Source organism: Pseudomonas sp. 10-1B (assembly GCF_000935045.1).
Taxonomy (GTDB): Bacteria; Pseudomonadota; Gammaproteobacteria; order Pseudomonadales; family Pseudomonadaceae; genus Aquipseudomonas.
Genome location: NZ_JYKS01000004.1, coordinates 1 through 14371 on the forward strand (window position 1 = coordinate 1; position 14371 = coordinate 14371).

The window sequence follows — 14371 nt, forward strand, 5'->3', positions numbered from 1 at the left end:
ATGCGCCCTCAGTTTGCTGCGCGACAGCGCGGCGCCAAGGCGGCGGGTGGACTCTCATAGAACTGCACATAACTTACTGATTTAGCAGGGACCCTGTGGGAGCGGGCGTGCCCGCGAACACCGGCGCAGCCGGTGCCATGCACCGCGCTGGGTTCTTCGCGGGCGCGCCCGCTCCCACAGGGTACGCAGAGCACCCAGCATCAGCTCTCTTCGCGACAGCGCAGCCCGATAGGCTGGGCAATCTCCCACAGAATTGCGCATGCTCGAGGGCAATGCGGTCGAGGTGGGAGCCGGCTTGCCGGCGATGGGCCGCATGGCGGCCCTTTTTGTTGCAGCACATCAACACGCCCTTCATCACAAGCTGGCACACTGGCTGCTAATGTCTATCGTGCCCCGTGTGAAGGAACATCCCCTCCCCATGAACCAAGAGCTGCTCTGGGTCCTCGGCCTGCTGGCCATCGTCATCGTCCTGTTCGTCATCAACCGCCCACGCATGGACGTGGTCGCCCTGCTGGTGATTCTCGCCCTGCCGCTGTCGGGCATACTCACCGTGGAGCAGGCCCTGGCCGGCTTCAGCGACCCCAACGTGGTGCTCATCGCCGCCCTGTTCGTGATAGGCGAAGGCCTGGTACGCACCGGCATTGCCTACCGCATCGGCGAATGGATGAGCGAACGGGCCGGCAACAGCGAGGCGCGCCTGCTGGTGCTGCTGATGGTGGCCGTGGCCGGGCTGGGTTCGGTGATGAGCTCCACCGGCGTAGTAGCCATCTTCATTCCGGTGGTGCTGAGCATCGCTGCGCGCCTGCAGCTCTCGCCCAGCCGCCTGATGATGCCCCTGAGCTTCGCCGGCCTGATCAGCGGCATGCTGAGCCTGGTGGCCACGCCACCCAACGTGGTGGTGCACAGCGAACTGGTGCGCCACGGCGAGCAGGGCTTCAGCTTCTTCAGTTTCACTCCGTTCGGCCTGGTGGTGCTGGTGCTGGGCATCGGCTACATGCTGCTGACCCGGCACTGGCTCAACGGCGAAGTGCGTAAGGACGGCCGCGTGGAAACCCGCCGCACACTCCTGGACCTGGTGCTGGACTACAAACTCAATGGCCGTGAACGGCGCCTGCGCATCCGCCCCCACTCGCCGCTGATCGGCCACACCCTCGGCGAGTTGGAACTGCGCACCCGGCACGGCGCCAACGTGATCGGCATCGAGCGCCAGCACAAGTTCACCACGCGGGTGATCGCCGCCGATTCCAGTACCGTGCTGCACCAGGGCGACGTACTGCTGCTCGACTTGTTCGCCAACCGCGACGACCTGCGCAGCCTGTGCCAGACCATGCAACTGGAACCGCTGCACTTCAAGGCCGCCTATTTCATCGATCAGTCCCAGGAGCTGGGCATGGCTGAGGTATCGCTGCCGCCAGGCTCGCAACTGATCGGCAAGAGCGTCCTCGAACTGGCCTTCCGTTCCCGCTTCGACCTCAACGTGGTCGGCCTGCGCCGCGAGCAGACAGCGATCGAAGAGCAACTGGTGGAAGAGAAGCTGCGCCTGGGCGACACCCTGCTGGTGGTCGGCCCCTGGAAAGCCGTGCGCCAGTTGCAAAGCAAACCCAAGGACTTCCTGGTGCTGAGCCTGCCCGCCGAGATCGACCTGGTCGCACCAGCCCGCAGCCGCGCGCCACAGGCGTTGCTCAGCCTGGCGGTGATGGTCGGGCTTATGGTCAGCGGCGCGGTACCCAACGTCATCGCCGCACTGATCGGCTGCCTGCTGATGGGCGCGGGCCGCTGCATCGACATGAACAGCGCCTACCGAGCCATCCATTGGCAAAGCCTGGTACTGATCGTCGGCATGCTGCCCTTCGCCCAGGCGCTGCAAAAAACCGGCGGCATCGACCTGGCAGTGGGCGGGCTGGTCAGCGTACTCGGCGGTGCCGGCCCCAGCGCCATCCTCGCCTGCCTGTTCGCGGTCACGGCGGTGATCGGCCTGTTCATCTCCAACACCGCCACGGCGGTGCTGATGGCACCAGTGGCTATCAGCACCGCGACACAGCTGGGCATGTCGCCCTACCCGTTCGCCATGACCGTGGCGCTAGCCGCATCGGCGGCATTCATGACGCCAGTGTCTTCACCGGTCAACACGCTGGTGCTGGGCCCAGGACAATACCGCTTCGCTGACTTCGTCAAAATCGGCGTGCCGTTCACCTTGCTGGTGATGTTGGTCACCGTATTGATGGTGCCTTGGTTCTTCGGCCTGTAAGAAATGCCGGCGAATAGAGGCAATTTGGCATTATCCCGGCGGATCGCGGCAGATTGACATCAACTACCTGACGAAACACACTGACACGCAATTGCCCCAGGTGCTTCAAGCCGTTGTCCTGGATTTCGTTTCCGCTTGCCGGTCGAGCCCATGGTTTTTCCAGCCCAATCGCGCTTGTTGCCCTATATCATTCTGCCCTGCCTGACTTTTGCCCTCACCCTGGGCGGTATCCTGGCGCGCCCGATCGAGTCGCTGTCGCTGTTCTGGCCGGTCAATGCGGTACTGGCCGGCGTGCTGCTGCGCTACCCCCGCCAGGCCACGCTGATGGGCTTTACCCTGGTCTGGCTGGCCATGGTCGGCGCCGACCTGCTGTGCGGCAGCGCGTGGGTCCCGGCCCTGTGGTTCAACCTGTGCAACATGGGCGTGGTGATCACCCTCTGGCAACTGCTCGCGCGCTTGCCGCGCCTGCACCGGCGCATGCGTACCCCTCATGGCGTGCTCAGCGTGTTCGCCGCCTGTGCCGCCGGCGCGATGGTGGCAGCCAGCATGGCCGCGGTGATGGCCGCGCCCTGGTTCCAGCAGTCGTTGCGCGCCACCTGGCTGGCCTGGTTCAGCGAGCAGTTCTCGACCAGCGTACTGGTGTTACCGGTGCTGCTGACAGCGCCCTCGGTACGGGCCCTGGTACGGGGTGGTGCCCAGGCCGTCCGCCTGGCGCCGCTGCTGGTGCTGCTGGCCTCGCTGGCCGTCAGCATCGCCTTCGGTGGCCCTGGGGCCATTGCCTTCCCGATTGCCGCGTTGCTGTGGTGTGCCTGGACCTACTCGCCGTTCCTGGTTTCGCTGCTGGCACTCACCGCCGGCAGTACGCTGATCGTCGCGGTCGCGCAAAACCTCATGCACTTCAGCGTGCCGCAAAGCGAGCCCGGGGTAACCACGCTGATGTCGGCGCGCATGGGCATCGCCATGCTGGTGCTTGGGCCGCTGGTGGTGGCCTGCGTCAGCCAGGCCAACCGCAGCCTGGTGGCCCGCCTGGCGCATCAGGCCACCATCGACCACCTCACCGGCGTGCTCACCCGCAGCGCCTTCACTCGCCGCGCCAGCGCGCTGCTGGACAGCCGCCAGCAACACGCCCAGGCGCTGCCGCTGACCCTGATGATGCTGGACATCGACCACTTCAAGTCAATCAACGATGCCCACGGCCATGCGGTCGGTGACCAGGTGCTGCGCCAGTTCGCCGGCGCCCTGCAAGACCAATTGCATGACGGCGAGCTGTTCGCGCGCATGGGTGGCGAGGAGTTCGTCGTCATTCTCCCGGGCCTTGCGCCAGACCGGGCCAAGTTCACTGCCGAACGCCTGCGCCGCGCCGTACAGGACCTGCACGTGGTACAGGCTGACCAGCGCCTGCAGATTACCGTGAGTATCGGCCTGGCCGGCTGCGCCGAAGGCATGCCAGCCCCCAGCCTGGACGAGTTGCTGGCGCGCGCCGACCAGGCGCTGTACCGGGCCAAGGCCCATGGCCGCAACCGGGTCGAGCAGGCCGAGCCGCAACGCCAGGTGATCTGAGTCAGCCGGCCAGCAAGTCCCACGACAGCTTGGCGATCAGCACGCACAACAGCACCAGGAACAACCCGCGCACAAAGCCCGCGCCCTTGCGCACCGCCAGCCAGGTACCGGTCAGCGCGCCAAGGATGTTGCACGCCGCCATGGGCAAGGCGATGGCGTACAGCACGTTGCCCGACGGCACGAAGAACACCAGCGCCGCCAGGTTGGTGGCGATGTTCACCACCTTGGCCGACGCCGAGGCGTGCAGGAAGTCCAGAGCGAAGAAGCGGATGAACAGGAAGATCAGGAAACTGCCGGTGCCCGGCCCGAACAGGCCATCGTAAAAGCCGATCGCGCCGCCGATCAGCACCGCCAGGCACTGCTCCTTGCGGCCGATCTGCGCCGGTTTGTGCAACGTGCCGAAGTCCTTCTTGCAGAAGGTGTAGATGGCCATCAGCACGATCAACACCAGCACCGCCGGGCGCATCACACTGGGCGGCACCAGCGACACCGTGGCGGCGCCGACGAACGACATGACAAAGGCGCTGAGCGCCGCCGGCACGATCAGCCCCCAGTCCAGCGTCACCTTGCGAATGAACGAGCGCGCGGCGAAGGCCGTGCCACACACCGACGCCAGCTTGTTGCTGCCGAGCAATGCGGCCGGCTGCGCGCTGGGCAGCACGTTGAACAACGCCGGAATCTGGATCAGCCCGCCGCCGCCCACGGCAGCGTCGATCAGCCCTGCGGCGAAGGCAAACACGCAAAGCACAGCGATATCCATCATGACGGGGTTCCAGGCAGTGAAGACGCCCGCAAGGCTAATCAAAGTGCCGCACTTGTGTTGAAATGCCGTATTGCGAAAACTGCAACGAGGAGCAGGCAATGGCATTGGACATGCTGCGGGAAATCCAGGCGTTCGTCAGCGTCGCGCACAAGCGCAGCTTCGTTGCCGCCGCCCGCGCCCTGGGGCGCTCACCCAGCGCGGTGACCCGTGCAGTACAAACCTTGGAAGACAACGCCGGGAGCAAGCTGCTCAACCGCAATGCCAACGCCGTGACCCTGACCGAAGCCGGCGAGCGCCTGCTACCCCACGCCGAGCGCTTGCTGGATGTGCAACGTGATGCCGCTGACGAACTGGCCGCGCTCAGCGGCAGTGCCCAAGGCTGGATCCGCTTCGCCGTACCGCAGCTGCTGGGTGAACATGTGCTGCCTGGGGTGCTCGCCGAATTTTCCCGCCGCCACCCGCAGGTGACCCTGGACGTACAGTACAGCGACGAAGCCCTCGACCCGTTGCAGGGCAAGTTCGATTTCGTGGTCCGCGGCGCCTTCCCGCAATCGAGCGAGCTGATCGGCTACCCGCTGTGGGCCTACCAGCGCCACCTGTATGCGAGCCCTGCGTACCTGGCCTTGGCCGGCACACCTCATCACCCCGAAGACCTGGACGGGCACGCGCTGATCCTGCACACCGCTCCGCGCATCCTCAAAGCCTGGCACTTCTGCCGCGACGGCCAGATCAGCAGCCTGCGCCCCACTCCCAGGTTGCGCCTGGGTTCAGGCGAGGCGGTCTATCACGCCACCCTGGCCGGCGCCGGCATCGCCCGCCTGGCCGCTTGGGTCGGTGAAGCGCAGGTCAAGGCCGGGCGGCTGGTACGAGTGTGCCCGCAATACCGCCTGACCTCCAGCAGCGGCCAGGACCCGCAGATGCATGCCGTATACCCTGCCGGCGAGCAGCCGGCGCGCGTACGCGACTTGCTGGCGGCCCTGCGCCGCGCCGGCACTGCCCAGTGAAACAGCCCTCTGAAACGACTGTTCAAATTCTGCTCAATTTAACAGAGCCCGCCGTGGGCCTGGCTTGCAGCACTTTATCCACAGACCTACCCACGTTTTTTGTGGACAGATTTCCCAACGCAAAGAACGACTTATCGCACAAACAGCAACGCCGAGTTGGCCAGCTTGACCAACTCGATCCACTCCGGCGTACTGATTACACCTGCTCGTTCCAGCGCCTCGGCATTGCGCAGCGCCTGGTCATATCGCTGCTCATCCAGCGTACCTTCGGCGAGAAAATGGCTACGCCACTCCAACATGGCTGAGGTGCCTTTCTTGCATTCCATCAATGTATCGACTCCAAGGCAAAAGACCGGCCCGAATGTGCGGCGGCAGACTACACGAGGCTTTTGCACTTGAGAATGACTTGCAGCTACCGCTGGTCAGCAGTACCACGAAGAGGGGGTGGGCCCGCCCGGGGAATAGGCAGGCCGCAGGGGATATAGGGGATGAATGTCAGCTTGGCGGAATGGTGCCAAGAATACCAATCAGAATGGTCAGTAGCAGAAAACCACCCAGGAACAGCGCCAGCTTGCCCATCGGAACCTCTACAGTCGTGATGCGGGGATGGGCACATTTTCGGGCTTGGGCTGATACGGTTACAGATTCAGGTTTGCGGAAAAAAAGCGGATCAGATGTGTGGGAGCGGGTTCACCCGCGAAGAGTCCAACGCGTTGGATGGCACCGGCTTTGCCGGTGTTCGCGGCTAAAGCCGCTCCCACAGGTAATAGCGTGCGCCCGAAACCTGCACAGTACCTGTGTAGGAGCGGGCTTGCCCGCGAAGAATCCAACGCGGTGGATGGCACCGGCTTTGCCGGTGTTCGCGGCTAAAGCCGCTCCTACACGGGTAGCGTGCGCCCGAAACCTGCACAGCACCTGTGTGGGAGCGGGTTCACCCGCGAAGAATCCAACGCGGTGGCTGGCACCGGCTGCGCCGGTGTTCGCGGCTAAAGCCGCTCCCACGGGTATAGCGTGCGCCCGAAACCTGCACAGCACCTGTGTAGGAGCGGGCTTGCCCGCGAAGAATCCAACGCGGTGGATGGCACCGGCTTTGCCGGTGTTCGCGGCTAAAGCCGCTCCTACACGGGTAGCGTGCGCCCGAAACCTGCACAGCACCTGTGGGAGCGGGCTTGCCCGCGAAGCATCCCGCGCGGTGGATGGCACCGGCTTTGCCGGTGTTCGCGGCTAAAGCCGCTCCCACAGGCAATAGCGTGCGCCCGAAACCTGCACAGTACCTGTGTGGGAGCGGGTTCACCCGCGAAGAGTCCAACGCGTTGGATGGCACCGGCTTTGCCGGTGTTCGCGGCTAAAGCCGCTCCCACAGGTAATAGCGTGCGCCCGAAACCTGCACAGTACCAGGGGGCGCGTTCAACTTACCCGCTGGTAACCACCGACTACCCCGCCCCGCGACAGCACCCACTGCCATAACTGGATATCCCGCGCCCGGAATGCCCCCGCGCACGACAACAGGTAGTACCGCCACATGCGCCGGAAACGCTCGCCCAGCTCACTGGCGAAGTACTGCCAGTGGGCCTCAAAGTTGGCGTACCAGGCCATCAGCGTGCGGTCGTAGTCAGCGCCGAAGTTGTGCAGGTCCTCGACCACCAGCAAGCCATCGGCGGCATCGCCGATCTGGCCGATCGAGGGCAGGTCGCCATTGGGGAAGATGTACTTGTCGATCCACCGGTCAGGCACGTCGCGCCGCCGGTTCTTGCCGATGGTATGCAGCAATAGCAGGCCTTCGTCATCCAGGCAGCGCGCTGCAACCTCCATGAAGGTGCGATGATTCTTGCGCCCCACGTGCTCGAACATGCCAATGCTGACGATGCGATCGAAGCGCTCGTCCAGTTCCCGGTAATCCTGCAGTCGGAACTCGAGCGGCAAGCCCTTGTAGCGTTTCTGCGCCCACTCGCATTGCTCGCGGGAAATCGTCACCCCCACGCACTCCACCCCGTAATGCTCGGCGGCATAGCCCATGAAGCTGCCCCAGCCACAGCCAATGTCGAGCACACGCATGCCCGGTTGCAGGCCCAGCTTGCGGCAAATCAGGTCAAGCTTGGCCGTCTGGGCCTGGGCCAGGTTGTCGGCGTCTTTCCAGTAGGCACAGGTGTAGGCCATGCGCGGGTCGAGCATGGCCGCATAGAAGTCGTTGCCCAAGTCATAGTGGCGTTCGCCAACGGTCCAGGCGCGCTGCCGCGTCTGCCGGTTCAGCAGGCGCGCCTGCAAAGCATGCCAGATCAGCGCTGTCGGGCTGACTTGGTCGGGCACCTGGGCCCGCAGTAAACGGCTGAAAAACTCATCCAGTTGCTCACAGTCCCAAGCGCCGTCCATATAGGCCTCGCCCAGGCCGAGGTTGCCCTGGGCCAGGGCGCGCCGGGGCACATCAGCATCGTGCAGCAACATGTCCCACGGTGCCTCGCCTTCCAGGCCAAGGCCGGCCTGGGCGAGCAGCGAGCGGGCGAAACGGGTGGTGCGGTCATCCTGCGCGGGGTCGCGCAAGTCGGTGGAAAGCTCGGAAGGCATGGTGTGTCCTTGTCGGTATTGGAGATCGGACGCGCAATCAGTGTTGGTGCGGGCCCTGGTGCAATTGCAGCACCACTTCCAGTTCCTTGCGCAGCCACGGCTGCTCGATCTGGGGCAAACGGGCTTCGAGTTGGCGAGCCACCCAGCGCTGGCCCCGGGCAATGAACTGCAAGCGCTCATGCACATCGGTGATGGCCATGGCCTTGGCATAAAATTCGCCAATGCCGCCGCCGGGCTTGGCACCGAGACGTTCAAGGCAATGGCGCAGGCGTCGGCAGCTTTCTGCCTCGCCGTCGTGCAGTTGCTCCAGGCGCCGCAGCAGCGTCGGGTCATCGGTTTCGCGAGCGCTGTCGAGCATCAGCCGGGCGCCAGCCCGCTCGGCGCGCATCAGCATGCGCAGCCAGTCGATCAGGTCATCGGTGGGTAGTTGAGAGAGGGTCGGTACTTCACAAGCATGCGACATGAGTAAACTCCTGAAGCCGCTCTGGAACGCGGCGACGGAAGGAGCTTAGAGCCATGGCACACTGAAATTAATTGAAATTAAATGGGCCTTGACTGCAATAAAACGAATATAAAGGCCGCTCTCAGGAATTTGCTGCAACTTTTTTGCATTCATCCACCCTGTGCTAGGTTCAAGTCCTCGAATCTGCCTAGTAGGACCACCTCGCCATGACCGCTTTCGCTGCCAATGCAGCCCTGCTGCTAATCGACCTTCAGGCCGGCATTCATCACCCTCGCCTGGGCCGCCGCAACAACCCCGAGGCCGAACTGCGCATGGGCGAGCTGCTCGCGGCGTGGCGCCAAGGCGGGCGCCCGGTGGTCCATGTGCGCCATCTGTCACGTACGGCAGATTCGGTGTTCTGGCCGGGCCAATCCGGTTGCGAATTCCAGCCCTCATTCACCCCTCTGGCCAGCGAAACCGTGTTCGACAAACATGTACCTGATGTCTTTGCCAACTCGGGCCTGGAGCGCTGGCTGCATGCGCGCGCTATCAACGAACTGGTCATCGCCGGGGTGATTACCAACAATTCCGTGGAGTCCAGCGCACGCTCGGCGGGCAACCTCGGTTTCGATGTGGTGGTAGTGGAAGACGCCTGCTTCACCTTTGAACAGCGCGACCTGCAAGGCCGACTATGGCCCGCCGAGGATGTGCATGCGCTGTCGTTGAGCAACCTGGCGTTGGATTACGCGCGCATTCTGCGCACCGAGCAAGTGTTGGCCAGCTATGCGGCTCAGGTCAGCCGCTGAAGCTTTTGCGCCGGTAACCAGCCAAACTCGCCATCACCATGGCGCCGGCACCAGATCCAACCATTGAGTGGGCGCACCATTTGCACCAACTGCCCCGGGTCGGCATCCAGTTCATGCGCCGAGTAATGCTCCAGCGCCCTGCCCTGGCACACGCTGAGCCGCTCGATCAACTGCGCCGGCACCCAGCCGGGCTCCTGGCCGGTGCAGGTGCACAGGTACCAGTCCTGCCAACCTGGCTCGCCCTCGTAGCGCGGGCCGATGTCCAGCAAGGTGCCCTTGGCGAAGCGGATGGGCCGCGGATACTCGCTGCGATGGAGTTTAACGACAAGGTAATGCATGGACCTCTCCTTGGCCGGCAAAGCATCGATCGTAGCAGAAGCGGGAAAACCTGCTGCCGCTGTGTGTTTGTATGCTTATGTGTACAAGTTGAGACCTGATACACAAGAACGTTTCCTACCGGCCGATCAGACACATCCGCGATACATCCATTCTCTTTACTGGCCCCCATCAACCTGCACCGATGGCTTTGCCAAGGAGATACCCGATGTCTGCCAGCCCCTCGACCACCGCCCTCCCACGCCGTTTCGGCCGTACATTGCTCGCCTGTGCCCTGCTGCCACTTGGCCTGGTGGCCGCGAACAGCGCCATGGCGGCACCACAAAAGCCCCAGGCAGCAGCCGTCGCGGCGGATGACTTCGGCCCACTGAAACACGTCAACGCTGGTGTGCTCGATGTGGCCTATGTAGAGCAAGGCCCGGCCGACGGGCCAGTGGTGATCCTGCTGCATGGCTGGCCGTATGACATTCACAGCTTCGAGGAAGTCGCCCCCGCCCTGGCGGCAAAAGGCTACCGGGTGCTGGTGCCCTACGTACGCGGCTACGGGCAAACCCGCTTCCTGTCCGCACAAACCCCACGCAATGCCCAACCAGCGGCGCTGGCCAGCGATGTCATCGCCTTCATGGATGCGCTGCATATCCAGCGCGCCGTGCTCGCCGGCTTCGATTGGGGTGCGCGCACCGCCGACATCGTCTCGGCGCTGTGGCCCGAGCGGGTAAAAGCACTGGTGTCGGTCAGCGGCTACCTGATCAGCAGCCAGGAAGCGGCCAAGGCCCCCCTGCCCCCCAGCGCCGAGTTGCAGTGGTGGTACCAGTACTACTTCGCCACCGCGCGTGGCCAGGCTGGTTACGACAAGAATCGCCATGCCTTCGCCAAACTGATCTGGCAGACCGCCTCGCCCAAGTGGGCCTTCGACGACGCCACCTTCGAACGCAGCGCCAAGGCCTTGGACAACCCCGATCAAGTGGCCATTACCGTGCATAACTACCGCTGGCGGCTGGGCCTGGCCCAAGGCGAAACGCGCTACGACCCGCTTGAAACCAAACTGGCCAGCTTCCCCAGCATCGGCGTACCGACCATTACCCTGGAGGGCGACGCCAATGGCGCTCCGCACCCACCGGCCGAAGCTTATGCGCAACGCTTTACCGGCAAATACGAGTACCGACTGATCAGCGGCGGCATTGGCCACAATCTGCCCCAGGAAGCGCCGCAGGCATTCACCCAGGCAGTGGTCGATGCGGATCACTTGTAGCTTGCAGGGCGGCAATTGCTACATAAGGTTTCGAAAAGCACGGCAGGCCCTGCGTGAATCACCTTGAGGGCCTGCATTACTGAAAATCGAGCATTGCCCCGCTACCACGCGGGATTGAGCTTGATTTGAAGGACATCATTTGAAACGCAGCTTGTAGGATCTTTTACCGTGCAACGTAGGAAGGATAGAGCCAGCAGTATTTAGCTGTATGAAAGATCAGTTTCACCAGCAAATTCGAATTGCTACGGTCCACTTTTCCTACAACGGCAAGGAGGCCCACAGCATGAGAAAAGCATGGACCCGTTCAATACCTCTGCCCTGAAATTGCAGAAAAACTTGCTTAACCTGCGCCTGATGCGTGACCGCTTGAGAATGGAAGGCAAGGACAAAGAAGCGGATGAGCTCGCCGCGCCGATCGCGCGCATGGAGACGGCCATCCGGCAGTTGTCGGACAGCATGAAGCCGGTGACCTTGCAGTGACGATCATGGCCTGCCCCACAGCTCGCCCGCCTTCCCTGAAAAACACCACAAGGCAATGCTCAGCAAGCAACCTTGCTGCGCATCCCCTTGTTCCCCGCGCCCAGACACGTGACAGCAAACGCGATCACCAACGCCCCCGTCCCCAGCAGGAAAATCAGCTGCTGGTCAGACCCATCCACCAGCATGGCAATCAGTGCCGGCGTCACCGCCGCGGCCCCCATCAAGGTGATACTGACCAGCGGTGTGAGCTTGCCGGTCGGGTCGTTGGTGGTGATCAGCGCCATGTAATACGACAACGACAGCACCCAGCCAAAGTTGATCAGCAACAACGCCACGAACAACTGCATCGGCGTGCGGGTATGGCCGGTGAGCATGGCGATGGAGATGAACACCGCCACCAGCCCCACGGCGATCATCAGTTGGCGGTTGACCCGCGCACCCAGCAGGCTCGGCAGCCCCGCGCCGGGCAGACCACCAATGGCCGACAGGCCGAACGCCCAGCCGATATCGACGCCGTCGATGCCCTGGTCACGCGCCAGCTGGTCGATGAAGCCCCATACACAATAGATGGCGATCTGCATGAACAGCATGCCCAGCAGCGCCGTGCGGCCCATGCGTGCCGAGCCGCCCTGGGCGGGTGAGACTTCGCCGCTTGCCAACGATGCCGCCGGCCGCCGCGGCAGCACCAGGCTGGCGCCGCAGATCAGCAGGTACCACAGGCCGAACGCACACAAGGCAGTCACCGTGCCGCTCTGCGCGGCAAGCAACGGCAACGCAGCGGAAAACAGCGAGTACTCCGGCGTCTGCAACAACAGCATCAGCCCGAACGAACGGTCCTGGTTGGGTAAACGGCCCAGCGTGGACACCGCGTAGGCATACACCAGCCCCGCACAGGTACCGGCCGCCAAGCGCACGACCAACAGCATCGCGTTGCTGGTGACAAAAGCGGTGGCGATGCTCAAGGCCACGCACAGCATGCCGACGAACAGGCACAACCTGCGCCCGCCGTGGCGCTTCATCAACAGCGGGCACAGCAAGGTGCCCAGGGTCATGCCGAGCATCTCGACCGACACCACCCAGCCCTGCTGATCGAGTGACAGGCTCAGTTGTTCCGTGACCAACCCCATGAAGATGGGTTGCACACCACAGACGATGAATGAAGTACAGGCAATGAAAATCAAGGCGGCACGCAGCAGCTTGGAATCATTGATCATGAGAGGACTCCGACACGGCATTTGTTTTTATTGTGTGTGATGTCCGCCCCTGGAAGGCGCCGTAGCTGGCGGCTGGGCCGGTCACGCGGTCAATCCTGGGCCGAGACCGACGGCTTTGAAAGTTAATTATCGGAATCGACTTCAGTGGGCTTTTTAATGCAGGCCAACTTCCCCTGCCTGTATCCAGAAACGCACTGGACTCGATCCTGATAATTAATTTGTGACATGCCCGCATCCTCCCTACCGTAGGACGTCACCTAAGCCTCAGTAAAAAAGGCCCAATCATGAACGACCGTGAGTTCATCAATGCCATCGACGCCGATGGCCTGCCCCTGCACATTGCCGTGAACAACGGGCGCATTACCCACATCGGCCCGCAACGCGCCAGCGAAGCAGCCCGCGAAACCATCGACCTCGAAGGCCTGCTGGTGCTCCCAGGCTTCGTCGACGGCCACATCCACCTGGACAAGAGCTTCGTCGGCGACCGCTGGCGCCCGCACCAACCCGTCGCGACCCTGCGCGAGCGCCTGGCCGTGGAAAAACGCGAGCTCGCCAGCGCCCCGCCCATCGTCGAGCGCGCTGACGCCCTGATCCGCCAGGCTGCCGCGTTCGGTACCCTGGCCATGCGCTGCCATGTAGACGTGGACGCCAGCACCGGCCTGGCCAACCTGCGCGCCATCCTCGAAGCCCGAGACAAATGGAAAGACCTGATCGACATCGAGCTGGTCGCCTTCCCCCAGGCCGGGGTGGTGACCTGCCCCGGCACCGCCGAAGTGATGGAAGCAGCCGTGCGCGAAGGCGTGCAGGTGGTGGGCGGCATCGACCCGACCACGCTGGACGGCGATGCTGAAGCCCAGCTCGACATCGTCTTCGGCATCGCCGACCGGCATGGCGTGAAGGTCGATATCCACCTGCACGAGCCCGGCGACATCTGCATCGCCCAGCTCGAACGCATCGCCGCACGCACCCAGGCGCTGGGCATGCAAGGCCTGGTCGCGGTCAGCCACGCCTATGGCCTGGGCGACGTTGCCGACGCGGTGGTCGACCGCAGCGCCGAGGTACTGGCCAGCGCCGGCGTGTCGATCATGACCAACGCCCCCGGCGACCACGCCTTCCCACCCGTGCTGCGCCTGCGTGCCGGCGGCGTGCGGGTGTTCACCGGCAACGACAACATCCAGGACGCCTGGTGGCCCTACGGCAACGGCGACATGCTGCAACGGGCGATGCTGGTCAGCTATCGCTCGGGCTTCAACACCGACGAGGAACTGCGGGTAGCACTGCACATGGCGACCGAGGCCAGTGCCGGGGTGATGGGCAAGCAAGACTACGGCTTGAAGATCGGCAACGAGGCCAGCTTCGTCCTGTTCAAGGCGCCGAATGCGGCCGCGGCGGTGGCGGCAGCGCTGCATGAGCGCGTGATCGTGCGCCACGGCAGGTTCTGGGGCGGGCCTGCACAGCTGCAGTTGCAGGCTGCGCAGTTCGCCGCAGAGCTGCGTCGATAAAAAACGATCTGCGGCCGCCGACTTGCACCTGATCGGCTAATGCAATCAACTAATGCCAGTCAGTTAAGCCATTTGGGGCCGCTTTGCGGCCCATCGCCGGCAAGCCAGCTCCCACCTCGACCGCATTCGCCTCAGGCCCTGTGCGGTCCCTGTGGGAGCCGGCTTGCCGGCGATGAGGCCAGTCCAGAGGCTGCGCAAAGCT

Annotated in this window: 13 protein-coding genes; 7 read left to right on the plus strand and 6 right to left on the minus strand. The window is 63.7% G+C overall.

The features are described from left to right. The first annotated feature begins 418 nt into the window (after positions 1–418). The gene (locus tag TZ03_RS02000; RefSeq protein WP_051095497.1) at positions 419–2248 is read left to right on the plus strand and encodes an SLC13 family permease; all 1830 of its coding nucleotides are present in this window, start codon (positions 419–421) and stop codon (positions 2246–2248) included. Between the two features lie 135 nt (positions 2249–2383). Continuing rightward, positions 2384–3808: a GGDEF domain-containing protein gene (locus TZ03_RS02005; RefSeq protein ID WP_051095498.1), complete on the plus strand. Its 1425-nt coding sequence runs from the start codon at positions 2384–2386 to the stop codon at positions 3806–3808. A gap of 1 nt (position 3809) precedes the next feature. On the opposite strand, the gene TZ03_RS02010 is transcribed toward TZ03_RS02005, so the two are convergent. After that, positions 3810–4571: a sulfite exporter TauE/SafE family protein gene (locus TZ03_RS02010; protein WP_051095499.1), complete on the minus strand. Its 762-nt coding sequence runs from the start codon at positions 4569–4571 to the stop codon at positions 3810–3812. Positions 4572–4669: 98 nt separating this feature from the next. On the opposite strand from TZ03_RS02010, the gene TZ03_RS02015 reads away from it, so the two are divergent. Then, on the plus strand, positions 4670–5575 hold the full coding sequence (locus tag TZ03_RS02015; protein WP_051095500.1) for a LysR family transcriptional regulator: 906 nt from the start codon (positions 4670–4672) through the stop codon (positions 5573–5575). Between the two features lie 131 nt (positions 5576–5706). Here the strand turns inward: TZ03_RS02015 and TZ03_RS02020 are convergent, their stop codons facing one another. The 3 genes from TZ03_RS02020 to TZ03_RS02030 all read right to left on the minus strand — a co-directional run bounded on the left by TZ03_RS02020 (position 5707) and on the right by TZ03_RS02030 (position 8600). Next, positions 5707–5901: a hypothetical protein gene (locus TZ03_RS02020; protein WP_051095501.1), complete on the minus strand. Its 195-nt coding sequence runs from the start codon at positions 5899–5901 to the stop codon at positions 5707–5709. Between the two features lie 1081 nt (positions 5902–6982). Beyond that, positions 6983–8137, minus strand: a complete 1155-nt coding sequence (gene cfa, locus TZ03_RS02025; RefSeq protein ID WP_082056520.1) for a cyclopropane fatty acyl phospholipid synthase — start codon at positions 8135–8137, stop codon at positions 6983–6985. Between the two features lie 37 nt (positions 8138–8174). Beyond that, on the minus strand, positions 8175–8600 hold the full coding sequence (locus TZ03_RS02030; protein WP_053388383.1) for a DUF892 family protein: 426 nt from the start codon (positions 8598–8600) through the stop codon (positions 8175–8177). Positions 8601–8806: 206 nt separating this feature from the next. Between TZ03_RS02030 and TZ03_RS02035 the strand changes: the two genes are divergently transcribed. Continuing rightward, positions 8807–9385, plus strand: a complete 579-nt coding sequence (locus TZ03_RS02035; RefSeq protein ID WP_051095502.1) for a cysteine hydrolase family protein — start codon at positions 8807–8809, stop codon at positions 9383–9385. Here the strand turns inward: TZ03_RS02035 and TZ03_RS02040 are convergent. Further along, entirely contained in the window at positions 9370–9723 is a 354-nt protein-coding gene (locus tag TZ03_RS02040; RefSeq protein WP_051095503.1) for an SH3 domain-containing protein, read from the minus strand. The two genes, TZ03_RS02035 and TZ03_RS02040, sit on opposite strands and share 16 nt — an antisense overlap. A gap of 206 nt (positions 9724–9929) precedes the next feature. Between TZ03_RS02040 and TZ03_RS02045 the strand changes: the two genes are divergently transcribed. Beyond that, positions 9930–10973: an alpha/beta fold hydrolase gene (locus TZ03_RS02045; RefSeq protein WP_051095504.1), complete on the plus strand. Its 1044-nt coding sequence runs from the start codon at positions 9930–9932 to the stop codon at positions 10971–10973. A 294-nt stretch (positions 10974–11267) separates the two neighbouring features. Next, positions 11268–11453 (plus strand): hypothetical protein, encoded by a 186-nt coding sequence (locus TZ03_RS02050; RefSeq protein WP_051095505.1) that lies wholly within the window; start codon positions 11268–11270, stop codon positions 11451–11453. A gap of 59 nt (positions 11454–11512) precedes the next feature. Here TZ03_RS02050 and TZ03_RS02055 read toward each other — a convergent pair whose 3' ends face one another. After that, positions 11513–12667, minus strand: coding sequence for an MFS transporter (locus TZ03_RS02055; RefSeq protein ID WP_051095506.1), 1155 nt, complete (start codon positions 12665–12667; stop codon positions 11513–11515). A 284-nt stretch (positions 12668–12951) separates the two neighbouring features. On the opposite strand from TZ03_RS02055, the gene TZ03_RS02060 reads away from it, so the two are divergent. Beyond that, complete coding sequence (locus tag TZ03_RS02060) at positions 12952–14169, plus strand: amidohydrolase family protein (protein ID WP_051095507.1); 1218 nt, start codon at positions 12952–12954, stop codon at positions 14167–14169. The last annotated feature ends 202 nt before the right edge of the window (positions 14170–14371 follow it).